This is a genomic window from Bacillus cereus group sp. BceL062, assembly GCF_051780025.1.
In the GTDB taxonomy this organism is placed as follows: Bacteria; Bacillota; Bacilli; order Bacillales; family Bacillaceae_G; genus Bacillus_A; species Bacillus_A toyonensis.
This window is the reverse complement of the sequence record NZ_JBPWGY010000004.1, coordinates 173,721-197,269: the sequence shown is the minus strand read 5'-3', so window position 1 is coordinate 197,269 and position 23,549 is coordinate 173,721. Positions and strand designations below refer to the sequence as shown.

Below are 23,549 nucleotides of genomic sequence, written 5' to 3'. Positions count from 1 at the left end.
TCCCCTACTTCAAAGAAACATTTAAGTAGGGGATAATCTTATAATTTGGAGGTTTCTCATTTTGATTGAAGTGTATATTGATGGTGCATCAAAAGGAAATCCTGGTCCTTCTGGTGCGGGAGTATTTATTAAAGGCATACAGCCACCTGTACAATTATCATTACCACTTGGAACAATGTCCAATCATGAAGCGGAATATCATGCTTTACTTGCAGCATTAAAGTATTGCACGGAGCATAATTATAACATTGTCTCTTTTCGTACAGATTCGCAACTTGTCGAGCGAGCTGTTGAAAAAGAATACGCAAAAAATAAAATGTTTGCACCACTATTAGAGGAAGCACTACAGTACATAAAAAGTTTCGATCTCTTTTTTATTAAATGGATTCCAAGTAGTCAAAATAAAGTCGCTGATGAATTAGCTAGAAAAGCTATCTTACAAAATTAACGGGGGTATGAGTGTGAAAAAAGAGTGGCTTGCTCCTCTCGCTTTATTATTTGTCTCTTTTATTTGGGGAGCTACGTTTGTTGTCGTTCAAAATGCTATGTCTTTCGTTGGTCCATTTACTTTTAATGGCCTTCGCTTTTTATTCGCCGGAATTATTTTATTATTTGTTCAAATGATTTTCTCACAAAAAACTTCGAAACAAGATATAAAGCAGAGTAGTTTTGCCGGATTAATTGTTGGATTCTTTTTATGCGTTGGCTATTTATTACAAACATTCGGCTTACTCTATACAACTTCTTCAAAAGCAGGTTTCTTAACAGGACTAAGCATTGTTATGGTTCCAATCTTATCTTTTATCTTTTTAAAACAAAAGGCTACCATTTTCGTCGTACTCGGTATCACTGTGGCAACAGCCGGTTTATATTTATTAACAGCTGCTGATTCTTTTCGATTAAATATAGGAGATATACTTGTTCTCGGTTGCGCAATCGCATTCGCTGCCCATATTCTCATTAACGGTTTCTATTCTAAGAAAATATCACCTTTATTACTAAGCACATCCCAAGTATTAACTGTTGGTATATTTTCTTCTATTTGCGCTTTTTTATATGAAGATTGGGAAATTTTTTTTTCAATATCGCTATGGACGAATCATTCCTTTTTATTCGCCCTATTTCTAACTTCCTTATTTGCGACATCCATTGCTTTTTTCATTCAAACATCGGCTCAGAAACATACTTCTCCAACGAGAGTAGCAATTATTTTCGCAATGGAGCCCGTTTTTGCTGCATTAACAGGTGTTCTCGTTGCTAACGAACAACTTTCTATGTCTGCTATTTTCGGATGTCTATGTATTTTTCTAGGCATGATTTTTGTTGAACTACCTTCCAAAACAAAAAAAGAAGCGCAGGCCGCGTGAAGTTACGCTTGTAACTTCCGCATAAAAGCCTTAGCGCTTTTTTTATCTGTAATTTCTTCTTCTTTCAATCGTTCTAATAACGCAACAAAATAACTGCCATCAAACTGTAATTGATGTTTAATTGTCGCTTCTATTGCTGCGTTCACAATTCCATCAGATGCACCAGTATATCCTTGCCCGAACATAATAAACCCTTGTGCTTCCTCTGATAATTTAAATCCTTTCGTATGTAAGAATGAAAGATAATCTTCTACTGTTTGCATGATATTCCCACCTACTCAAAAATTCTCCACTTCCTATCATACATGTTTTTACACACTATGAGAATGAAATTTCTTTGACAACTTTGTAAATCAATTGTTTACTTCGCTTGCAATAGAGGATTTCCTAACAATCTGAAGGAATATGTACAGTGGAACTTATTTCATATTAAAGGGGAGACACGATGAAACAAGCACTATTAATTATCGATGCTCAACAAGAATTAATTGATGGAAATGAGCAAGAAAATGAAGTTTTTCGTAAAACTGAGTTATTAGCTACACTAAATACAGCTGTACAGAAAGCAATTGATTCAAATGCCCTTATTGTTTTCGTAAGAGATATCGATGTTGCTTCTGGTAGCGGCGTGGGATTTGAAGTACATAATCAAATTCAAGTACCTCAGTCTGCAATCCTTATTAATAAAGCAGCAACGAATTCATTCTATGGCACTTCTTTACTTGAACTTTTAAAAGAAGAAAAAATTAATCATATTGTGATAGGTGGATGTAAAACTGAACATTGTATTGACACAGCTGTTAGGACAGCAACTGTACAAGGATTTGACGTTACATTAATTAAAAACGGTCATTCCACAACTGATTCTAACATATTGTCTGCAGAGCAAATTATTGGTCATCACAATAAAATTTTACACGGTCATTATAACGTTGATCATTTTTCTATGGTGAGAGATATCGAGGAAGATCTCTTCCAACCAACTCACGACCAATATCGTGATTAATAAACAAAGAATCCTTCATTCAGAAGGATTCTTTGTTACCCAAAAATTTGTGCTGCAATACTATATAGTTCTCCATTTCTTTTCAAAAATTGATCACTATTTTTCATCATAATTGGTGGTGTATTCACCTTTTTAAAACCAGTAACCTCTAATTCTTTCATAAAATCTTTCTTTCCTTCTGGTACATCTATTCTTAATTTCCCATTATGCCCTTTTGCTAAATAATGAACAATATTTATTGCCATCTCATCATTTTTAGCAACTACCGGTCCTAATATTTTATTTTCCGGCGTTTGTATACTCAAACCATATCCTATTATATTTTGTTCCTTATCCTTCACAACAGTGCACTGTTCACTTTGCATCATTCTTTTCTTTAAAAACTCTTTTCTATTTGTTCCGAACGCATATTCATCTATTTTTATTATTTCTTCTAAATTACCTTCTTCATAATCCATCATATATTCTTCATTTCTTGCACATTTATGATTCGGATTGTACGAGTTACATATGTATTTAGAAACATAGCTTGCCACCCTAAATCCTAGCTTTTCGTATAAATGCTTCCCCTCATCCGTTGCAATAAGCATAATTGGTGTTCGAGCTGATACGCTATTCATGCATGAATGCGTTATCGCCTTTCCAATTCCTCTTCCCTTATAATCTGGATGTACAATTACCATTCCGATAGACGCTACTTTCTCCCCATATAATATTATTGCCGCGCTAGCAATAAGTTTCTTTCTCTCATTCCACACACCGTATACAATGCCTGCGTTAAAAATCGTCTCAATTTCTTCTCTGCTATAATCCCAACCAATATAAGAAGATAACGCAACAATATCGTCTATTTTTTCTTTTCTAATACGCTCCACTCTCATTTCCAATTCAATCATTCTCCATCTCCTTATCTAGACATTTAAATCATTATTACTAAATCAACTTGTACATGTTTCCCTTTATTTGTCACACACATATCCTATTTTGACCAAGACTATATTGTAAATGAGGTGACAACATGCCCATTACGAATCGATTTTCTACCACCACTAACGGCGCACTCGCTATTACAGGAAACACTTTAGGCTTAAGTAAAATTAGTAACCAAAACCGTGCTGGTACAATCGGGGCAATTGGTGCATTCGCAACTACGAATACTGCTTTACAAGTAACTACTTTTCCTGCTGGTACAACGTTAAACTATACACAAAATAGTTCTACCGCTATTTTAAATATCCCTGCTGGCAGTACGATTCTTTACGCAGAACTCGTTTGGGGTGGAAACTATTTATCTCGTGATCAAAACATTACGAGTGTATTGGGAAATCCAGTTTCTTTCACAACACCTGTGTCAACACACTCCATTACTCCTTCAGCTGTTACAGCTTCAAATCAAACTTTCGTTTCTGGATCTGTCACATTTGGATTTTATACACGATCAGCAGATGTAACGTCACTCGTTCAAGCCGCTGGATCTGGATCTTATACAACAGGTTCTGTCCCTGGACTTGTAGATCCTATAGATGCTTCTAATGGAACAATCAATTCGGCTGGATGGACGCTTATCGTCGCTTATCAAAATGGGACATTACCTGCAAGAAACTTAACCATTTACGTAGCTGGTAACCGTGTTTCTGCAGAAACTGGTAGTGCCGATGTTTCTGTTTCAGGATTTTTAACACCTTCAGGAGGACCTGTAAGCGGGAGGTTATTTTTAAGCTCTACCGAAGGAGATGCTGATTTAACCGGGGATCAAGCTTTATTCGGACCAAATTTCAGTTCATTAAATGCTTTATCTGGACCAAACAATGCTATAAATAATTTCTTCGGTTCTCAAATTAATAATGCCGCAGGGAACTTAGATACAACGGGGACATTTGGAACGCGAAATCAAAGCGCTTCTACAAGTACAAATATCTCCGCAGGAAGGCAAGGTTGGGATATTACTTCCATCGATATTTCCTCTTATTTAACAAACTCACAAGTTTCCGCCGCAATCCGTTTAACTACTAACGGAGATGCATATATGTTAAATACAGTCGGTTTACAAATTAATATAAATTCACCTAACATACAAGCAACAAAAACTGTGAATAAAAGTGTTGCTGCCATTGGAGATATTCTCACTTATACCGTTACTATCCCTAACACCGGACTTCTTCCCGCCAATAACGTTATTTTTATAGATAGTCTCCCTAATGGGACTTCCTTTATACCTGGCACTGTAACGGTAGATAACGTACCACAAACTAATGCAAATCCTGCCGCTGGTATATCTCTTGGAACAATTAACAATAGTGCCTCTCGTACAGTAACTTTCCAAGCGACTGTCGTTTCTCTTCCAAATCAAAACCCGATTTCTAACACTGCGAATATTACATTTCAATATACACCAATTGCCGGGGGAACGACTTTTAACGGTCTTGCAACAAGTAACTCTGCAGGAACACAAATTAACCTCGCAGATATTAATGGCACAAAATCAGCTAACAAACTTTTTACCGATATTGGTGAAACATTAACTTACAGTATTGCCTTAGCTAATGTAGGAAATATCGCTGCAACGAACGTTATATATACGGATCCGATTCCTAACGGGACTACTTTCATTCCAGGGAGCGTAACTGTTAACGGGGTTACTCAAGCGGGAGCAAATCCGGCTAATGGTATATCAATTGGATCGATTGCTGCAAATTCCACTACTACTATTTCATTTCAAGTATTCGTTCCTTCTATCCCTCAAACAAATCCAATATTAAATAGTGGTACAACAACATATCAATACATTCCTGTACCAAATCAACCGGCAGTAAGTGGGACTGATACGACCAATATCGTATCTACTCAAGTGAATAACGCTACTGTAACTATGGCAAAAGCAGTGGATAAAAATTTTGCAGATATTGGTGATACACTAACGTACACCGTTTCCTTTACAGGTACAGGTAATACGAATGCGAACAATGTTATTTTTACAGATGTCATTCCTACAGGAACAACTTTTGTCCTAAACAGTTTAACAATAGATGGCACGACACAAGTTGGAGCAAATCCGGCTAACGGTGTGAATATAGGATCCATCCCAACTGGCACAACCAAAAATGTTTCATTTCAAGTAGTAGTAAGTGCAATACCCGCATCAAATGTCGTATCTAACGGATCAAGCGCTTCTTATCAGTACACCGTCAACCCTAGCCAATCACCCGTTACAAAAAATATTTCCTCTAATCTTGTTTCCACTCAAATTAACAATGCGAATTTAACATTAACAAAATCAACAAACAAACAATTTGCTACAATTGGCGAAACGATAAGTTATACAATCCTTATTACAAACAGTGGAAATACGGCGGCTAATAACGTTCAACTAACAGATCCACTTCCAAATGGAACGATTTTAACATTAGGTTCTGTAACGCTCAATGGCGTTTTACAAAATGTAGATTCTCTCGTTGCTTTACCTATCGGCACAATTCCTGGCGGTGCTACTTTCACCTTATCCTTCCAAGTAACAGTCATTAACATTACTGCACAAAACCCTATCATTAATAATGCTTTCGCCTCTTATATTTACACTGTAAATCCAATCCTACCACCAACTTCAAAAACTGCAAATTCTAATTCTGTTACATCAACAATTAGACTAGCAAACCTTCATGCTAATAAATCTGTAAGTCAAACGTTTGCCGAAGTTGGAGATGTATTAACTTATACCTTTTCTCTTACAAACGATGGAAATGTTGCCGCGAATAATGTATTACTATCCGATTCAATTGCGAATGGTACTGCCTTTGTACCGAACAGTGTTATAGTTAACGGTGTTTCTCAACCGGGCGCAACACCAGCTAGCATCACTATTGGTACCATCAATGCTAATGCTACAATTACAGCTTCATTCCAAGTATTAATAACTAGCATTCCAAACCCAAATCCTATTTCGAATAGTGCCTCCATTTCCTATAACTTTATCGTTGATCCAAACGCTTCACCTGTAAGTAAAAATACAACTTCAACCACTACATTTACTCAAGTAAACGATGCAAATGTCATTTCAGCAAAAACAGTAGATCGAGAGTTCGCTACCGTAGGGGATATATTAACTTATACCGTTATTTTGACAAATGCAGGAAGTGTTTCTGCTGATAGTCCAACTTTCGTAGATACAAATCCAGATGGCACTACCTTTATTCCAAACACTTTCCTTATTAACGGTGTACTTCAAAATAATGCAGATCCAAATATAGGTGTTCCGTTACCTGCCATTCCTGCTAACGGCTCACTTACCGTCTCTTATCAAGTAACTGTCACCTCTTTACCAACACAAAATCCAACAATAAATTCATCTAGTACACAATATAGCTTTATTCTAAATCCGGGCGATCCACCAACTATAGAAACATCTTTAAGTAACACTGTAAGTACACAAATTAATGTAGCAAATGTAATTATTTTCAAAGATGTAGACTTAACTATCGCAGATGTTGGGCAACCAATCACATATACAATTGCCTTAGCTAATCCTGGAAATACTCCAGCGAATAGTGTAGTTGTTACCGATATACTTCCTCCTGGTACGACTCTCGTACCAAATAGTATTTTTATAGGTGGTGCTTTACAGCTAGGTGCGGATCCAAGTGTTGGTCTTCAAGTTGGTACTATTCCAGCAGGTGGTATTACAACAATTGTCTTCCAAATTAGTGCAAATAGTTTACCTTTACCAAATCCAGTTCAAAACAGCGCTGCACTTCAATATAGCTTTATCGCCGATCCAAATTTACCTGCTGTTGTAAGAAACGCTACTAGTAATATAGTAACTACACAAATTAATACTGCTAATATTGTTGCTACGAAGCTAACAAGCACAAATTTTGCTGATGTTGGTGATGTCATATTATATGCAACTATTTTAACGAATAACGGGAATATCCCTGCTTCTAACATAATGTTTACAGATATCATTCCAGCTGGTACCATCTTCCTTCCTAATACTGTAACGATTAACGGTGTCCCTATAGCTAATGCAAACCCTGCTAATGGCATTCTAATTGGTACGATAGGAGCGAATTCATCACGTACTGTTTCATTCCAAGTTTCTGTACCAACTATTCCTAGTACAAATCCGATAACGAATCAATCGAGCACTACATTCCAATACACGTACGATCCATCCAAACCAGTTGTAATGCAGATGGTTGCTTCTAACACTGTACAGACAACTATTAATAATGCAACGATTACCGCTGCAAAATCTGCAGATAAACAGTTTGCGAACGTAAATGATATTATTACGTACACGACTACCTTAACGAATGGCGGGAACACACTTGCATCAAATGTAGTATTTACAGATGTCATTCCAAGCGGGACGTCATTTATTCCAAATAGTGTAACAGTAAATGGTACGACACTCCCTAATGTAAATCCAGCAAGCGGAATTGCAATTGATTCAATAAACCCGAATACAAATACAATCATCTCGTTCCAAGTGCAAGTAAATTCTATCCCGAATCCGAATCCAATCCCGAATCAAAGTAATACAGCGTACCAATATGTCGTAAATCCTAGCTTACCTCCAGCATCCGCCAATGCGTTAAGTAACGTAATAACAACTCAAATTAATAACGCTACTATTGTCGCTACTAAGTCTGTGAATACACCAACAGCTGCAATTGGTGATATCGTTACCTATACGATTGCAGTAACAAATACAGGTAATACCCCTGCTAGTGCGACTGTTTTAACGGATGGGCTTGGCGCAGGAGCTTCATTTATCCAAAACTCCGTAACTATCAATAATGTTCCACAACCAGGATTAGATCCATCACTTGGTATTCACTTGGCAGATATTTCGCCAGGAGATACTGTATTCATTACTTTTCAAGCACAAATTTTAGCGATACCACCTAGTGGCACATTAACAAATAATGCTCTTGTAAATTATGAATATACCGTGAATCCAAACCAATCTCCTGCTGTTGGTAGCACAATTACAAATACGACGGTTACCCCAATTATTGATGCTACTCTATCTATAAACAAAACTGTCAATTCAACATTTGCTACTATTGGAGATACACTTACTTTCACTTCAACCATTACTAATTCCGGTAATACTACCGCAAACAATGTTATTTTTACAGATTTAATTCCAAATGGAACAACTTTTATTCCAAATAGTTTTACGATAAATGGAACAACCATTCCTAATGCAAATCCACAAAATGGCATCAATATTGGTAACATGAATTCAAATGCATCTGTTACACTCAGTTTTCAAGTAAACATTACAACACTTCCAAACCCTAATCCAATCCCGAACAAATCATCGCTTCAATATAGCTTTATTGTAGATATAAATGAACCGCCAGTTTCACGAACAGTTAAATCTAATAAAACTTTTACACAAGTAAATACTGCTTCTGTTATCGCAACAAAAACTGCAAGCAGTGCTTTTGCTGCTGTTGAAGATACAATTACGTATACAACTACCCTTACCAATAGCGGAAATACTACCGCAAACACACCTGTTTTTATCGATATATTACCACCCGAACTTTCATTCGTTCCTGATAGCGTACAAATTAATACCATCCCACAACTTGGATTTAGACCAGATAGCGGGATTTCTTTAGACTCAATTCCAGTTGGAGGAACGACAACAATTAGCTTTCAAGCTATCGTTGGCTCAATTCCAGCTACTAACCCAACGTTGAACCAATCTAGCACAACATACTCAATCATTGTTGATCCTACCCAGCCGCCGGTGACAGAAACAGCTACAAGTAATCCAACTTTAGTTCAAATTAACGAAGCGATTATTCAAGCAAAGAAAAGTGTAGATCGACTATTTTCTGACGTAGCACCTGGAAATTCATTTTTAACGTATACTGTTTTATTAGAGAATATAGGAAACACAACTGCTACGAATATCATTTTTACAGATCCGATTCCAAATAACGCAGTATTTATAGAAGATAGCGTTCGAGTAGGCGGAGTTTTATTACCTGGGGTAAATCCAGCGAATGGGATACCGATTGGGGATATTATTGCAGGAGATTTTATAAACGTTACCTTCCGTGTGCAAGTAGTTAGCATTCCAAATCCAATTTTCACAATTGGACCAGGCGGACCAAACTCACCGGTTGTCAACGGCGCTTCCATTAATTATCAATTTATGACAGGACCTAATTTACCACTTGTTTCACGAAGTACGACATCTAATTCTGTTTCGACACAAATAAATTCTGGGGAAATTGTGGCAATCAAATCTGTAGATAAAACTTTCGCTACGATTGGCGATACAATTTCTTATACAATTACATTAAGTAACCCTGGAAATGTCACTTCACAAAATATAATTTTCACGGATACTTTACCTGATGGAACGACATTCATATCTGGCACTCTTACAAACGATTCTGGTACACAGCAAATCGGAAATCCAGGTAACGGGATTCAGATTGGAAATATAAACCCAAGTGGAACGGCCATTATTGCTCTCAACGTACTTGTTACAAACATTCCAAGTATAAATCCAATTTCTAATTTTAGTTCTGTACAATTTGCACATGTAGTCGATCCTAGCCAACCTGCCGTAACACAAACGAATATATCTAATGCTGTTTCGACAACAATTAATAGTGCGATATTAACAACCCAAAAAAGTGCTGATAAATCTATCATTTCTGTTGGAGATACGATTACGTATACAACTACTATTACAAATACAGGAAATACGGTAGCAACGAATATAACGTTCACGAGCGCAATTCCAGCTAACACTACCTTTATACCAAACTCAGTCACAATAAATGGGATTCAGCAATCTGGTGCGCAACCAGCACTTGGAGTAAATATAACCAATATCGCTTCTGGTGAAACCGTAACCGTTACTTTCCAAGTAAATGTTATTTCTGTACCACCTTCAGGTTCAATTATGGGTAATGATACCATTTTATATTCTTATATTGTTGATCCAAACGGGACTCCTGTTACCACTTCTACTTCAACGAATATTGCTACAAACCCTGTACTAGATGCTATGATAACGATGGTGAAATCTGTAGATCAAACACTTGTAACACTAGGTGATACCATCACCTATACGACACTTTTGACAAATACCGGTAATACAAGTGCTACTAATATCACTTTCACTGATCTTATACCAAATGGTACAACGTTTATTACTGATAGCGTTACAATAGATGGCATCACGCAAATTGGTCTTAATCCTAATACAGGTATTACGATTGGAGCAATTGCTCCTAGCAGCTCAATATCTATAGCATTTCAAGTGACCGCTACTTCTACACCAGTTCAAAATCCTATTGCAAATTCCGCTACTGCTTCGTACACATTCATCGCTGATCCAAATGCACCGATTGTTTCAAGAAATGTTACTTCAAATACAACGTTGACTACAATTAATACAGCTACCATTCTTTCACTAAAACAAGTCGATAAGTCCTTTAGTCGTATTGGAGACACACTCACCTATACTGTCACTTTAACAAACAACGGAAACTCATCCGCACAAAATGTTATTTTCACAGATACAATACCGAGCGGAACTACATTTATTGCAAACACATTTTCTATTAATGGAATTCCGCAAAGTGGTGCGAATCCATCGAACGGTGTAAATATTGGTCCTATAACAGCCGGGACTACAGTAAATGTTTCCTTCCAAGTAAACGTAATCTCATTACCAACCGAAAACCCAATTGTAAATTTCTCATCGACATCGTATCAATTAGTCTCACCACCTGATGCAGAAACTTCAATTAGTAATCCTGTTTCAACGCAAATTAAAGAAGCCATATTATCCATGGCGAAAAATGAAAGTGTATCCTTTGCAGATATCGGGCAAACTGCTTTTTATACCACTTCTATTTCGAATGTAGGCAATACGGATGCAACGAATATTGTATTCACAGATGTATTACCAAGTGGGCTCACGTTTGTTCCTAACACATTAACTGTCGATGGTATTTTACAACCTGATGCAAACCCAAATACAGGTGTATTACTTGCAACACTTCCACCAAATGAAATATATAGTATTGTTTTTCAAGTTACAGTGAACAGTATTCCACCTAGTAATCCGACACCCAATACAGCATCTACTAATTATGAGTTTACTGTTGATCCAAATAATCCTCCTGTTTCAAGTACAGCTAATTCTAACACGACGCTTCTTCAAATAAACAACGCGACTATTATTAGTACAAAAACAGCGAATCTTACTTTTGCGGATATTGGTAATATAATAACGTTTACACTTAACCTTCCTAATACAGGGAATGTGGCTGCAACTGATGTAACGATTATCGATATTCTTGATAGCAATTTAAGTTTCGTTCCAAACAGTTTCACAGTTAATGGGCAAACCATTCCAAACGCTGATTTATCCACTGGTGTAAATATAGGCTCCATTAATGGTAGTAATGCGGCAATCGTCACATTCCAAGCAACTGTTACTACACTTCCAACACTTAATCCCATTTCTAATTCTGCTTCTACCACATATCATTACGTCGTTGACCCTAGCCAGCCAGCTATTACAACTTCCAATCAATCTAATACAACGACAACACAAATTAATAGTGCTATCCTTACTGCACAAAAAAATTCAAATGTATCTACGGTAGATATCGGGCAGGATATTACCTACACCGTTACAATTACAAATAGCGGAAATGTTAGTGCAACGAATGTTATTTTTATCGACCTTATTCCAGACGGAACTTCCTTTGAACCGAATAGTTTTACACTTAACGGAACTAGCATCCCAAATGCGGATATCGTTACAGGCGTTCCAATTGGTGATATCGCGCCAAACGAATCTGCCGTTGTAGCATTTCATATTAATGCCAATGAAATTCCGCCTATAAATCCTATTACCAATCAAGCTAGCGTTAGCTTTCAACATATCGTTAATCCAGCCAATCCTCCAGTTTCAAAAAACATTACTTCCAATAGTGTTACAACAAAAATTGAAAGTGCTATTTTAAACACTATGAAAATAGGAGATAAAGCATTTGCAACGATTGGTGATACGATTACGTATACAACGACTATTACGAACACAGGAAATATTCCAGCTAACAACGTTGTTTTCTCAGACCCTTTACCGACATGGACACAATTTGTTGCAGGATCCGTTGTTGTTGATGGCACTCCATTACCATCTGCTTCCATTATTGACGGTGTTGGCATAAATACAATCAATCCAAATCAAACTGTTACAATCATATTCCAAGTACAAATCGTAAGTAATCCAACAACATTCACACCTGAACTCCAAAACTTAGGATTTGTTAACTTCCAATATAACGTAGGCAATGCATTATTAGCTCAGCCTGGCAATGTAGAAACGAATGTCTTCGTTACTTCTATTAATTCAGCAATACTTTCAGCTGTAAAAACTGCTAATACAGCCTTTGCAAATATTGGAGATACAATCACTTATACAGTTTTGATTCAAAATAACGGCAATACAAACGCTATGAATGTAAATTTCTCAGACCCAGTTCCAACAGGAACAACCTTTGTTGAAAATAGTTTTGCTGTAAATGGAAATACCATTCCAGGCGCAAATCCAAATAACGGAGTGAATATCGGAACAGTTAACTCGGATAGTTCCTTAACCGTTACTTTCCAAGTCATAGTTACATCAACTCCACCTTCAAATCCGATTACAAACGTAGCATCTATTCAATACGCATTCATCGTTGATCCGGCCTCTCCTCCTGTTACAGGCACGATAAATTCTAATAGCGCTTCAACACAAATTAATAACGCGACTGTTACAACTGTTTTACAAGCAAATCGTTCAATTGTATCTATCGGGGATATAATTACGTATACAGCAACATTAACGAATACTGGAAACTTCCCTGCAAACTCTGTATTACTCATTAACGGAGTTCCTGAAGGAGCATTATTTGTTCCAAATAGTGTTACGCTCAACGGGATTTCACTTCCAGATGCAAGTCCAACTCTCGGTATTCCAGTTGGTATTATCGCACCAGGTGATTCCGCTACTATTACGTTCCAATTTCTTGCAAGTTCTATTCCACCGCAAGGAGCGATTATCAATCAAGCACTTACAAGTTACACGTATATTGTCGATCCAAGTCAACCTCCCGTTACAGCAACATCCTCGTCTAATACGGTTAATACAGCTGTTGTTGATGCATCGTTATCCGTAATTAAAAGTACAGATTCTCTCGTACAATCTACTGACGGTACAATCACTTACACAGTAGTCGTTCAAAATAACGGAAATACTACTGCAAATACAGTTACTTTAACAGATTTGGTCCCCGAAGGAACTGCCTTTATTCCGAATAGCGTAACTATTAATAGCGTTTCCGTTCCAGATGCTGATCCTAATGTAGGAATACCATTAAACTCCATCACACCGTCAGAAATCGTCACTGTAACATTCCAAGTTATCGTTCAATCTATTCCAAGCGTGAACCCAATTTCTAATACAGCCCGTATTGACTATACTTTTATCGCCGATCCAACTACTCCTATCATCTCTCGAACCATTACGTCTAATCCTGCTTTCACACAAATTTCGGATGCGACTATCCTTTCTTTAAAAGCAGTCAATGCACAACAAGCAACAACAGGTGATATTTTGACTTACACAATAACACTAGAAAATACCGGAAATATTCCAGCTACGAATCTCATATTTTCAGATACGATCCCCCAAGATACTACATTCGTAGAAAATAGTTTTACACTTAACGGAACAACTATACTTGATGCCAATCCAAATGTAGGTGTTACTTTACCTACCTTAGCAGCAAACGCTACTCACCTTATTTCGTTCCAAATTCTTATTAACGATTCATTCTCGCAAGAATCGATTACAAATCAATCCAATACAACATATACAATTCAACCAGACCCAGGGCAACCACCTATTACTGAAACATCTACTAGTAATATCGTCATTACAAATTTCGTGCAAGCACAATTGACAATTACAAAAACATCCAATCCAACAACTGTAGATATTGGTGGAACTATACTTTATATTTCTGAAGTGAAAAATATCGGTAATGTTGACGCAATAAATATTAATTTCACAGATTCTATTCCAGCTGGGACTACATTCGTTCCCGATAGTGTCACAATTAACGGTGTCCTTCAGCCAGGTGTAAATCCTGAAAACGGAATACCGATCGGAACAATTCCAGCAAACAGTTCCAAAACGATACTATTTCAAGTGCAAACAAATAATCCACCTACTGAAACCGAAATTGTAAATCAATCTTCAGCAACTTATCAATATGTAAGTATTCCTACAGCCCCACCAGTAAATCGCTCTGCAAATTCTAACATCATTACAACATCGCTTCAAAATGCAAATATTATTTCTGTTAAAAGCGCGGATGTAACTTTCGTATCAATCGGGCAAATTATTACCTACACAAATACACTACAAAATATAGGAACCGTTCCAGCTAACAATACCTTGTTCATTGATAACATTCCAGAAGGTACTTTATTCATTGAAGATAGCTTAGCAATAAATAATGTAATTCAGCCTGGCGCTAATCCTGAAAATGGAGTAACTCTCGGCACGGTACAACCAAATGAAACAGTCACTATTTCATTCCAAGTACAACTTACAAATATACCAGAGGGCAATACAGTCATTAATATTTCAGACACTTCGTATGAATACCAAATTGATCCTAGTTCTCCAATTATTCAGCGTAGGTCGTTATCAAATGCAGTAAATACTGAAGTGCGGACGGCAAATGTTAGTGCAATTAAATCTGCTAACAGATCTATTACACGCATCGGTCAAATCATCACATATACAGTCGCAGTTACAAACGCTGGTACAATACCTATTACAAATACTCTCCTAATTGACGCAATTGCTGCCGGCACCACATTCGTTCCAAATAGCATTCTTGTAGATGGCGTACCTAGACCTAACGAAAATCCAATTACCGGTATCAATATCGATATAATTCTTCCAAATAATACAATTATCGTTACTTTCCAAGTAAGCGTAGTCTCTATACCGCCACAAAATAATATTAATAATATCGCCGTCATTCATTATGAGTATCGCCCAGACCCAAGCGCACCGCCAATTTCAGAAACGACCTCTTCCAATGCTACAAATATACAATTTATTGATGCTATTCTTATTGCTACAAAATCCGCTAATACTGTATTAGCTAACATTGATGAAACCATTGAATATACAGTATTCATTCAAAATAATGGATCGACTACAACTAACTCCATCTTTTTTACAGATATTATAGCGGATGGAACAGTATTTATTCCAGGAAGTGTAATAGTTAACAATACTGTACTTCCTGCAGCAGATCCGAATATAGGCTTTTCCATTCCTAATGTCGCAGCAGGTCAAATAGCTACAATAATATTCCAAGTTTCCGTTACGAATTTACCTGTTGTAAATCCAGCACCTAATACTGCAAACATCGTCTACGACTTTATTTTCAATCCTGACTTTGCACCAATTCAAAAATCTACTACTTCCAATACTACTTTCGTTCAAATTAATGATGCTGATATCGTTTCACTTAAAACCGTTGATTTAACCTCTGTAACAATTGGTGACATTTTAACTTATACAACAACTTTAACGAATACAGAGAATACGGATGCCACTGCTGTTGTATTTACAGACAATATACCTGATGGAACAACTTTTATTGACGGTAGCGTTTTAGTAAATAACATTCCTCAGCTTAACGCCAATCCAGGTGCAGGTATACTTGTAGGAACGATTGCTCCTAATATTTCTATCCCTGTCACATTTTCTGTTACCGTCGTAGCTCTCCCAGCTAGCGGTCATATTCAAAATCAATCAACTTCTCGTTATACAATAAACGTGGAGGAACAAATATCGACTAGCAATATTACCTTCACTGAAGTTATTTCTGCTAATGTAATTGCGACAAAAACAACACCTATCCAATATGCTGACTTACAAACTATTATCCCTTACACCATTTCCATCACCAACAATGGGAATATACAAGTGGAAAACATTATTGTTACAGATATCATCCCAGCAAATACGAGCTTTATAGAGAATAGTGTTATTGTGAATGGCAACGCTCGTCCAAATGATAATCCACTTAACGGTATACAAATTGATAACATTCCGCCTAATACGACAGCAACTGTTCTATTCCAAGTACGGGTTACTTCGATTCCGCAAACAAATCCAATCTCTAACACGAGTACAATTGAATATGAATACACGGTACCAGATCGACCACCTATTACCGAAACTATTATTTCATCAGCTGCCGCAACAGAAATTAATCACGCGAATTTGAATAGTAATAAAGCTGTTGACCTTGCATTTGCAACGGTCGGTGATACGTTAACGTATACGATTATCCTAAATCAAACTGGTAATGTTGCAGCAAATGATGTAGTTATTCAAGATATTATTCCTCAAGGTACTACGTTTATTGAAAATAGCGTCATTGTAAACGGAGAAACTCTTCCAGGAGTGAATCCAGTAAGCGGCATACCAATTGGCACTATAATGGTAGGTGGAAATGCTATCGTTTCATTCCAAGTAACTGTGACTTCTATTCCAACACCAAACGAACTAAACAACAACGCAATTACTACTTTTAACTATATAGTCAACCCAAATAACGTCCCTGTTACAAATACGACTACAACAAATACCGTCACAACTACTGTCCAAAATGATAATGTCATTGCCATAAAATCTGTTGATGTAACAAATGCCTTACCTGGTCAAACTTTAACGTATACAATTACGATTACGAATAGCGGTAATGTAACGATTGAAGACCTTCTTGCCAGAGACACCTTACCAATAGATACGACTTTTGTTGCTGGTAGTGTTACGATTAACGGAATCAATCAGCCTAATGAGAATCCTGAAAATGGTATTACATTAGGAAATCTTGCTCCTAATGAATCTGTTATTATTACGTTCCAAGTGACAATATCTTCTTCTACTCTTCAATCTACAATTAATAATAATGCTTCTGTTTCCTATACCGTTATCATCGATCCAACAAAACCACCTATTACAATTACAAAACAAACAAATACCGTTACAACGACAGTCATTGATCCGATGGTTCGCATTGAAAAAACAGCAGACAAATCTATCGCCGTTATAGGAGATATCATTACATTCACATTAGCGGTATTTAATCACTCCCCAATCCCGACAATCAGTACTTCTGTTATAGACAGTATTCCAGCTGGTACAACATTTATAGAAAACAGCGTAACAATTAACGGTGCTCCGGTTCAAAATGTTCGTCCAGACACTGGTATTAATATTGGTTCTTTATCTGCAGATGCAGTAGCAACTATAACATTTCAAGTTCTCGTAACTTCTATTCCTTCAAACAGTACGATTATCAATTTTGCAACCGTTACAGCCGCTTTTCAATTAACACCACAGGATCCGATTATTACTTTCATTGTTAATTCGAATATTGTTCGTATACCTGTTCAATTTATTACTGCGACAGTCACGAAAAACGCTTCCGTCAGCTCAGCTTATTTAAATCAATATTTTGATTACACGGTGCGTATTACGAATACTTCCGAGATTTCACTTTCAAATATCTCGTTACAAGACACCATTCCAGCAGGTTTACAATTTATAAACGGCACTGTCTTCATTAATGGGGAACGCTCGCCATTAGCGAACCCGAATATCGGTTTCCTAGTCGCTACTAATTTGGAACCGAACGAAACAATTATCGTGTTATTCACAGTACAAGTGATAAGTCCACCTATTCATAATGAATTTAAAAACACAGCAAACGTTTCTTTACAACTTCAAGTCTCGCCTACCGATCCACCAATTACAGTAACCGTTACAAGTAACGAAAACATCGTCACCTTTATTCCAGAAAATCCAGATGAAACACTACCAAATTTTAATTGTTTCTTTGACGGTGAACGTTTCATACGCATTACTCCTCGAAATATACGAAATTACTTTTGGACTTGGGTTTGGTGGCGTTAATCAAAAAGAAAAAGCTTGTAGTTCGGATAATATCCAACCTACAAGCTTTTTTCATAAACAAATTTATCAATTGCTAGCAGCACTATATGCTACATGTCGTTTCTCAATCCGTTCTTCAATTTCTTTCATATTCTCTTTATTAGTTAGTAGGGATTGTTTATTTTCTATTAATAATTGTTTAAAGGATTTTCTCACTTTTTTTCGCATGTTTATTTTCCTCCTTGGGGGATGGTTTATATAAAAGATAACTTGAAACTTTAATCAATGAAAGGATGTACCCTCACTAATTATTAGCCTACATCAATCGGGTCTTTACAGGGAGTTACTCTTCCATCATCACTCTTTATTCAGCGATAATATTGATATAGAAGTCCCACCGCCCGTTAATGCGGGATAAGGATTTATCTGTGTAGACTTATAATAATTGATTGTTGTGAAATCCATTTGAACTTCACATGAAAATTCCGTTTATTTTCTGACAACTTTGTGAACAAAAAAAGAAAGACCGATTCATTCTAAATCGGTCTTTCTAGTATTTATAACATGTTTATTAATATTTCAGGTCTTCCCCAATTCATTTCGTTACATACAAAGCGTAGTTTTTCTTCGTCCATTGTGTGTAACCCTTCTTCTAACGAACACGAAATTGGAACTTCACAATGAATTTGCGCTAATTGTAAAGAGATATTTAAATTCTCTAAATCACTTTCAATTTTTGTACGCTGCGCTTTCGTTAATGATGCTATATTTTCTAGTACTGCCGATACTGTGCCGTATTCTTGAATAAGCTTATACGCTGTTTTTTCACCAATACCTTTTACGCCTGGATAGTTATCACTCGTATCTCCCATGAAAGCTTTCGCATGGACAATTTGCCAAGGTTCTACACCTTTCTCTTCCATGATTTTTTCCGGTGTGTAATACTCGTAATTTCCAATTCCTTTACGAAGAAGCATAACTGTAACATTCGTATCAACAAGTTGAAGTAAATCTGTATCACCTGTCAAAACATAAACTTCTGCCTCATTGCAATATTGTTTTGCAAGCGTACCAATACAATCATCCGCTTCATAACCTTTCATGCCTATTACAGGCATAGATAATTTCGCAGTCATTTCTTGCACTAAATCAAATTGCGGAATTAATTCTTCTGGCGGTGCTGCACGATTTGCTTTATAATTCGAGAAAGATTCCGTTCTAAATGTCGTACTTCCCATATCCCAGCACGTTACAATGTGCGTTGGTTCGATTGCTTGTGTTGCTGTTAATAAATGCTTCATATAACCATGAATCCCGTTCGTCGGGGTACCATCTTGTCGTTTCATAAATTGTCCGTAGACACTTGTTGCGTAAAAAGCACGAAATAATAGTGCCATACCATCAACTAATAATACTTTTTTCATAATTCCTCTCCTACTAACAAAAAATAATAACCCCACGTTATCACGTAAGGTTATATAAATAGATTACCATTCTACGTTTTTTCAACTTTGTCTATTATACATTGTTTTTATATATTTAGCATCATTAACACATTAAGACGTTCTACTGCAACAAGTATGAAGTATTCCTGAATACGTATTTTTACCTGTTGAAACAACTACAGCCTTTGCATTTCCACCAATAATATTAGTACCTTTAAAACATACATTTTCAAGTTCAAGTGGATTATAGTCTTTCATCCGTTTTAATGGAATAAATCTTTTACGTTCAAGGTGGTAGCAACTTTCAAATTTCTCAACATTTGCATCGTTCCCTGTCAATACAGATTCATTTACTAATAAATCATTTGCATAAATGATACGTACATCTGCCGGTACTATATCACCTTCTGAAAGAAAAATCATATCTCCTGGTACAAGTTCTTGTACTGGTAACTTCATCATTTTCAGTTCGTTATTTAGCCCTGTACTACTAGCACATTCTACTCTAGACACAGTAATTGTTTCACATTGCAATTGATCACGCACATGTTGTTTTGAAAAACCTGGAATCATTCCACTTAACTTCATTATTACTTCTGCAATACGCGCTCTTTTTGAAGTTAATTCATTTCGACCGTATACTTGAATACGTTTTTGCGCCTCTTTCATAGATAATCCGTCTCTTGTTGTTTTAAAATACGCAAATACAGATTTTACATCTCTTGTTGCAATTTCAATTAATAAATCTTTATTTTTTTGAAGCATTGTTTGTTCTTTCATTGATTTTTTACTTTGTTTATATGACGTGTTACCCACAGTTTTGTTTACATATAACATATTATCGTCTCCTCCTTTACAACATAGGAAGAAACGCTTTGTTTCTCAATTTATCCACTTTACCGTGAAAGTGTCTAGCGCTTCATTATGTATATAAACGCTACATTATGATAAATATAGAGGGAGGAACAAGTCGTTTCCTGCCTACATCATATATTTTTGATTTGAAGTATATGGGTAACGGAACCGAGTCAGAATTTGACATGCTCCTCACCTCCTCGTTTATTTTTATAGTTTATACTATGAAATGACTCATAGATTGGTAACAAAAAAGACCCTTACTCATAAGAGAGCAAAGGTCATTGCATACACAAATAAACGATTCCTAATATAATTAGAAATCTACGGACCTCTCCCTCGCCGAGTTTTAGCACTGTATAGCATAGGTTCATTACCAGCTACGTTAAGAAAAACCTTAATTCGATCATTCCTGTTGACCCATTGGCGTCTCTCGACATTTTTGGGCAGTAGCATTTCTCTATACAGGAGCCTCACCTAACAGAGACTTATTTTAATTACATAGAAAATGTTACTCTTATTTAAAATAGATGTCAACACTTTGTATGGAAACTTTTCCTTATTACAGAAAAGCCCTCTCTGTTGTTAGCCTATTTTCTCATATACAGTACAAGTTAGCGAACGAAAAAAACTTACGTATAAAACGTAAGTTTTTAGTAAGTTACACAACCAGCAATTACAATACCAATTGAAAGTGATAAAAACATAAGAAACAGGCCGACTGCTTGATTATCTTCTTCAAGGCTTTTATTTATATTAAAGCGTGGTGTAAGCCACTCAGCTAAATAATAAACAATAATTTGGGCCAAAATACCAACCGCTCCCCACGAAACCATATCCAAAAGTGAAATGGAATTAGCGGCCGTTGAATATAAAACGATAGCTAGCCCGAGTACCCTTCCTCCAAGTACATAACTGACCGCTTTGTTACCCTGAGCCATTAACTTAAATTCTTTCACTTTCGTTGTCACTTCCATAAGGAACAAACCTATACATAAAAGTGCGAGTGATACTGCTAAATATAGTAAAAAATTAATCATTTATTTTCCCCCTTCTTAATACCTACTGGTAAATAATAAGATTCATTTCCTGTAATCTTTTCCCCAGCACGTATACCGATACTGCTCGCTTTTCCAGCAATTAAAAACGCCCCAAACACATACGATAGTTTCTCCACTCCTTTTTCAGTTTCCAAACATACAACTGGAAGCTCTATATACTTTTGAAATATCGGCAATGACGTTTTATATGTTTCATGTGCATTTCGAATCATAATGTTCGTGTCTTTATCGCGAATTGTAATTGTGTCACCTTCCCTACCAAACGAAGGTTTTTGAACGAAAGAACCTTTTCCTAAAAACAAATCTGGTTCTAAATATGTAGGTAACATATATTCTTTAATCCACTGTTGTTCCTCATTTGTATAAAAAGCCCCTTCTTCTGCTAATCCCCAAATAAGACACTGAATTGATTTTGGTTGAAGTAAAAAGGCAGACAAAGGATTTATAATAAAGAGATTTCCGTCTTTTACAAGTTGTAAAAGTTCGACACCTACAAAATCTCCAGTTTCAGGATCTTGATCCTCAATCAAATCTTCTATCGGATACGTTTGGCGGTACAACACATCAATTTTCACACCGTCATTATCTACTAATGCATCCTTTGTAATTCTAAGTTCTGACATTGGAATCACTTTATTTTCAACATGACATAGCTGACTCAAATACATAGTCGTATTCCAATCCTCTATATGTTCATGATGTGCTGTAAAAACGACATTTGGATTATCTATTCCCTTTACAGCCTCCATTACAGCTTTCGTAATACCAGAAGATAGTAACCGCTCTTGATTTATATTTGGATCATCGTAACCGAATTCTTCACAAACCTTTCCATTCATTTGAAAGCATTCCATAATAAAAGTTGGTGTATCACTATTAAATTCAAGCATTTTAATTTGATTATCATCAGTTAAGACAAAATCAAATCTTGAAATGATAGATTCAGGATACAATTCTTTCATTCTAATAAAAGGTAAACTTGCAGGTGGAAATCCAAGTTCAAGAAGCTGTTCGTCACATAAATTGCGCAGAAGTCTAGCAGTTTTAAAAAATATTTTCCCCATTCGTTCAGTCGCTATTTGTATTTGTTTCATAGTGCGAAACGTTATTGGAAACATATGAAACAAACTATATTCACCTTCATATAAATCCGCCCAAAAATTCGGATATTTCGAATAAAACTCATTTCGCTTTCTTTTGTATTGCGACATATTTTAGCCCCCAAATCCTCCCTTTGAACCGCTTCCAATTCCACCTTTAAATTCCGCAGACGATTGATACGATTTAAACGCCGATGAATTTTTAAAAGTGGATTTATTTTGATAGTATCTCCCACCATAGAAGTAATGTCCACGATAACCTGAACTACTATCATCACACTGCCATACCCCAAGTTCATCATCCCAATCCCAATCTGAACAACTATTATCATTCGGTTTTGGGGGAAGATCTTGTGCGCAGCCAAATAAGGTGCCCGTCATTAAAGACGTGACGACACCACCTACTAGCCATTTCGTTTTTGTCACCTTCGCACTCCCCTTTTTAAATTCTATTCCTATTATATAGGATGGCATGATAAAGTAGAAGAAAAAGGAAGAAGAGGGTAACTAACTGTTACGATTTATTTAACCGATTATAACCAATGTTAATTAAATATATCAGTAAGCCCTGCTAGTCAAGTGATTGGCTAGTAGTGAGGGTTAACTGCGGGCAATCCCTAAAGCTGATTGAACTACAACGTGGCTAGAAATAGCGAGCGTGAATGTCGCGAAAGCAGAAAAAATC

12 protein-coding genes and 1 riboswitch are annotated in these 23,549 nt (G+C 36.4%); of the genes, 4 read left to right on the top strand and 8 right to left on the bottom strand.

The genetic code is table 11. The features are described 5' to 3' along the window. Nucleotides 1-61: 61 nt before the first annotated feature. Both ACS2MN_RS11985 and ACS2MN_RS11980 read left to right on the top strand, forming a co-directional pair. Complete coding sequence (locus ACS2MN_RS11985; protein WP_000573867.1) at nt 62-448, top strand: reverse transcriptase-like protein; 387 nt, start codon at nt 62-64, stop codon at nt 446-448. Between the two features lie 13 nt (nt 449-461). Beyond that, complete coding sequence (locus ACS2MN_RS11980) at nt 462-1,367, top strand: DMT family transporter (protein ID WP_142285945.1); 906 nt, start codon at nt 462-464, stop codon at nt 1,365-1,367. 2 nt (nt 1,368-1,369) lie between these two features. Here ACS2MN_RS11980 and ACS2MN_RS11975 read toward each other — a convergent pair whose 3' ends face one another. Further along, the gene (locus ACS2MN_RS11975; RefSeq protein ID WP_001195212.1) at nt 1,370-1,630 is read right to left on the bottom strand and encodes a DUF6123 family protein; all 261 of its coding nucleotides are present in this window, start codon (nt 1,628-1,630) and stop codon (nt 1,370-1,372) included. 182 nt (nt 1,631-1,812) lie between these two features. Between ACS2MN_RS11975 and ACS2MN_RS11970 the strand changes: the two genes are divergently transcribed. Beyond that, nucleotides 1,813-2,373: a cysteine hydrolase family protein gene (locus ACS2MN_RS11970; RefSeq protein WP_088055359.1), complete on the top strand. Its 561-nt coding sequence runs from the start codon at nt 1,813-1,815 to the stop codon at nt 2,371-2,373. 35 nt (nt 2,374-2,408) lie between these two features. Here the strand turns inward: ACS2MN_RS11970 and ACS2MN_RS11965 are convergent, their stop codons facing one another. Then, the gene (locus ACS2MN_RS11965; RefSeq protein ID WP_088055358.1) at nt 2,409-3,269 is read right to left on the bottom strand and encodes a GNAT family N-acetyltransferase; all 861 of its coding nucleotides are present in this window, start codon (nt 3,267-3,269) and stop codon (nt 2,409-2,411) included. 122 nt (nt 3,270-3,391) lie between these two features. On the opposite strand from ACS2MN_RS11965, the gene ACS2MN_RS11960 reads away from it, so the two are divergent. Further along, nucleotides 3,392-18,424: a DUF11 domain-containing protein gene (locus ACS2MN_RS11960; RefSeq protein ID WP_098806159.1), complete on the top strand. Its 15,033-nt coding sequence runs from the start codon at nt 3,392-3,394 to the stop codon at nt 18,422-18,424. A gap of 66 nt (nt 18,425-18,490) precedes the next feature. Here the strand turns inward: ACS2MN_RS11960 and ACS2MN_RS11955 are convergent, their stop codons facing one another. The 6 genes from ACS2MN_RS11955 to ACS2MN_RS11930 form a co-directional block, all read right to left on the bottom strand. Continuing rightward, nucleotides 18,491-18,631 carry an FbpB family small basic protein gene (locus ACS2MN_RS11955; RefSeq protein ID WP_001228051.1) on the bottom strand — a complete coding sequence of 47 codons (141 nt, stop codon included), beginning with the start codon at nt 18,629-18,631 and terminating at the stop codon, nt 18,491-18,493. Nucleotides 18,632-18,960: 329 nt separating this feature from the next. Then, nucleotides 18,961-19,827, bottom strand: coding sequence for a 5'-3' exonuclease (locus ACS2MN_RS11950; RefSeq protein WP_000757079.1), 867 nt, complete (start codon nt 19,825-19,827; stop codon nt 18,961-18,963). 132 nt (nt 19,828-19,959) lie between these two features. After that, nucleotides 19,960-20,685 (bottom strand): P-type ATPase, encoded by a 726-nt coding sequence (locus ACS2MN_RS11945; RefSeq protein WP_000967618.1) that lies wholly within the window; start codon nt 20,683-20,685, stop codon nt 19,960-19,962. A gap of 344 nt (nt 20,686-21,029) precedes the next feature. Then, a riboswitch (M-box (ykoK) riboswitch) is annotated at nt 21,030-21,195 on the bottom strand. 161 nt (nt 21,196-21,356) lie between these two features. Further along, the gene (locus tag ACS2MN_RS11940; RefSeq protein WP_000606849.1) at nt 21,357-21,743 is read right to left on the bottom strand and encodes a DUF350 domain-containing protein; all 387 of its coding nucleotides are present in this window, start codon (nt 21,741-21,743) and stop codon (nt 21,357-21,359) included. After that, nucleotides 21,740-22,975, bottom strand: coding sequence for a glutathionylspermidine synthase family protein (locus tag ACS2MN_RS11935; protein ID WP_088055356.1), 1,236 nt, complete (start codon nt 22,973-22,975; stop codon nt 21,740-21,742). Before ACS2MN_RS11935 ends, ACS2MN_RS11940 begins: the two co-directional genes overlap by 4 nt. 3 nt (nt 22,976-22,978) lie before the next feature. Continuing rightward, nucleotides 22,979-23,290 carry a hypothetical protein gene (locus tag ACS2MN_RS11930; protein ID WP_000169030.1) on the bottom strand — a complete coding sequence of 104 codons (312 nt, stop codon included), beginning with the start codon at nt 23,288-23,290 and terminating at the stop codon, nt 22,979-22,981. Nucleotides 23,291-23,549 lie beyond the last annotated feature (259 nt).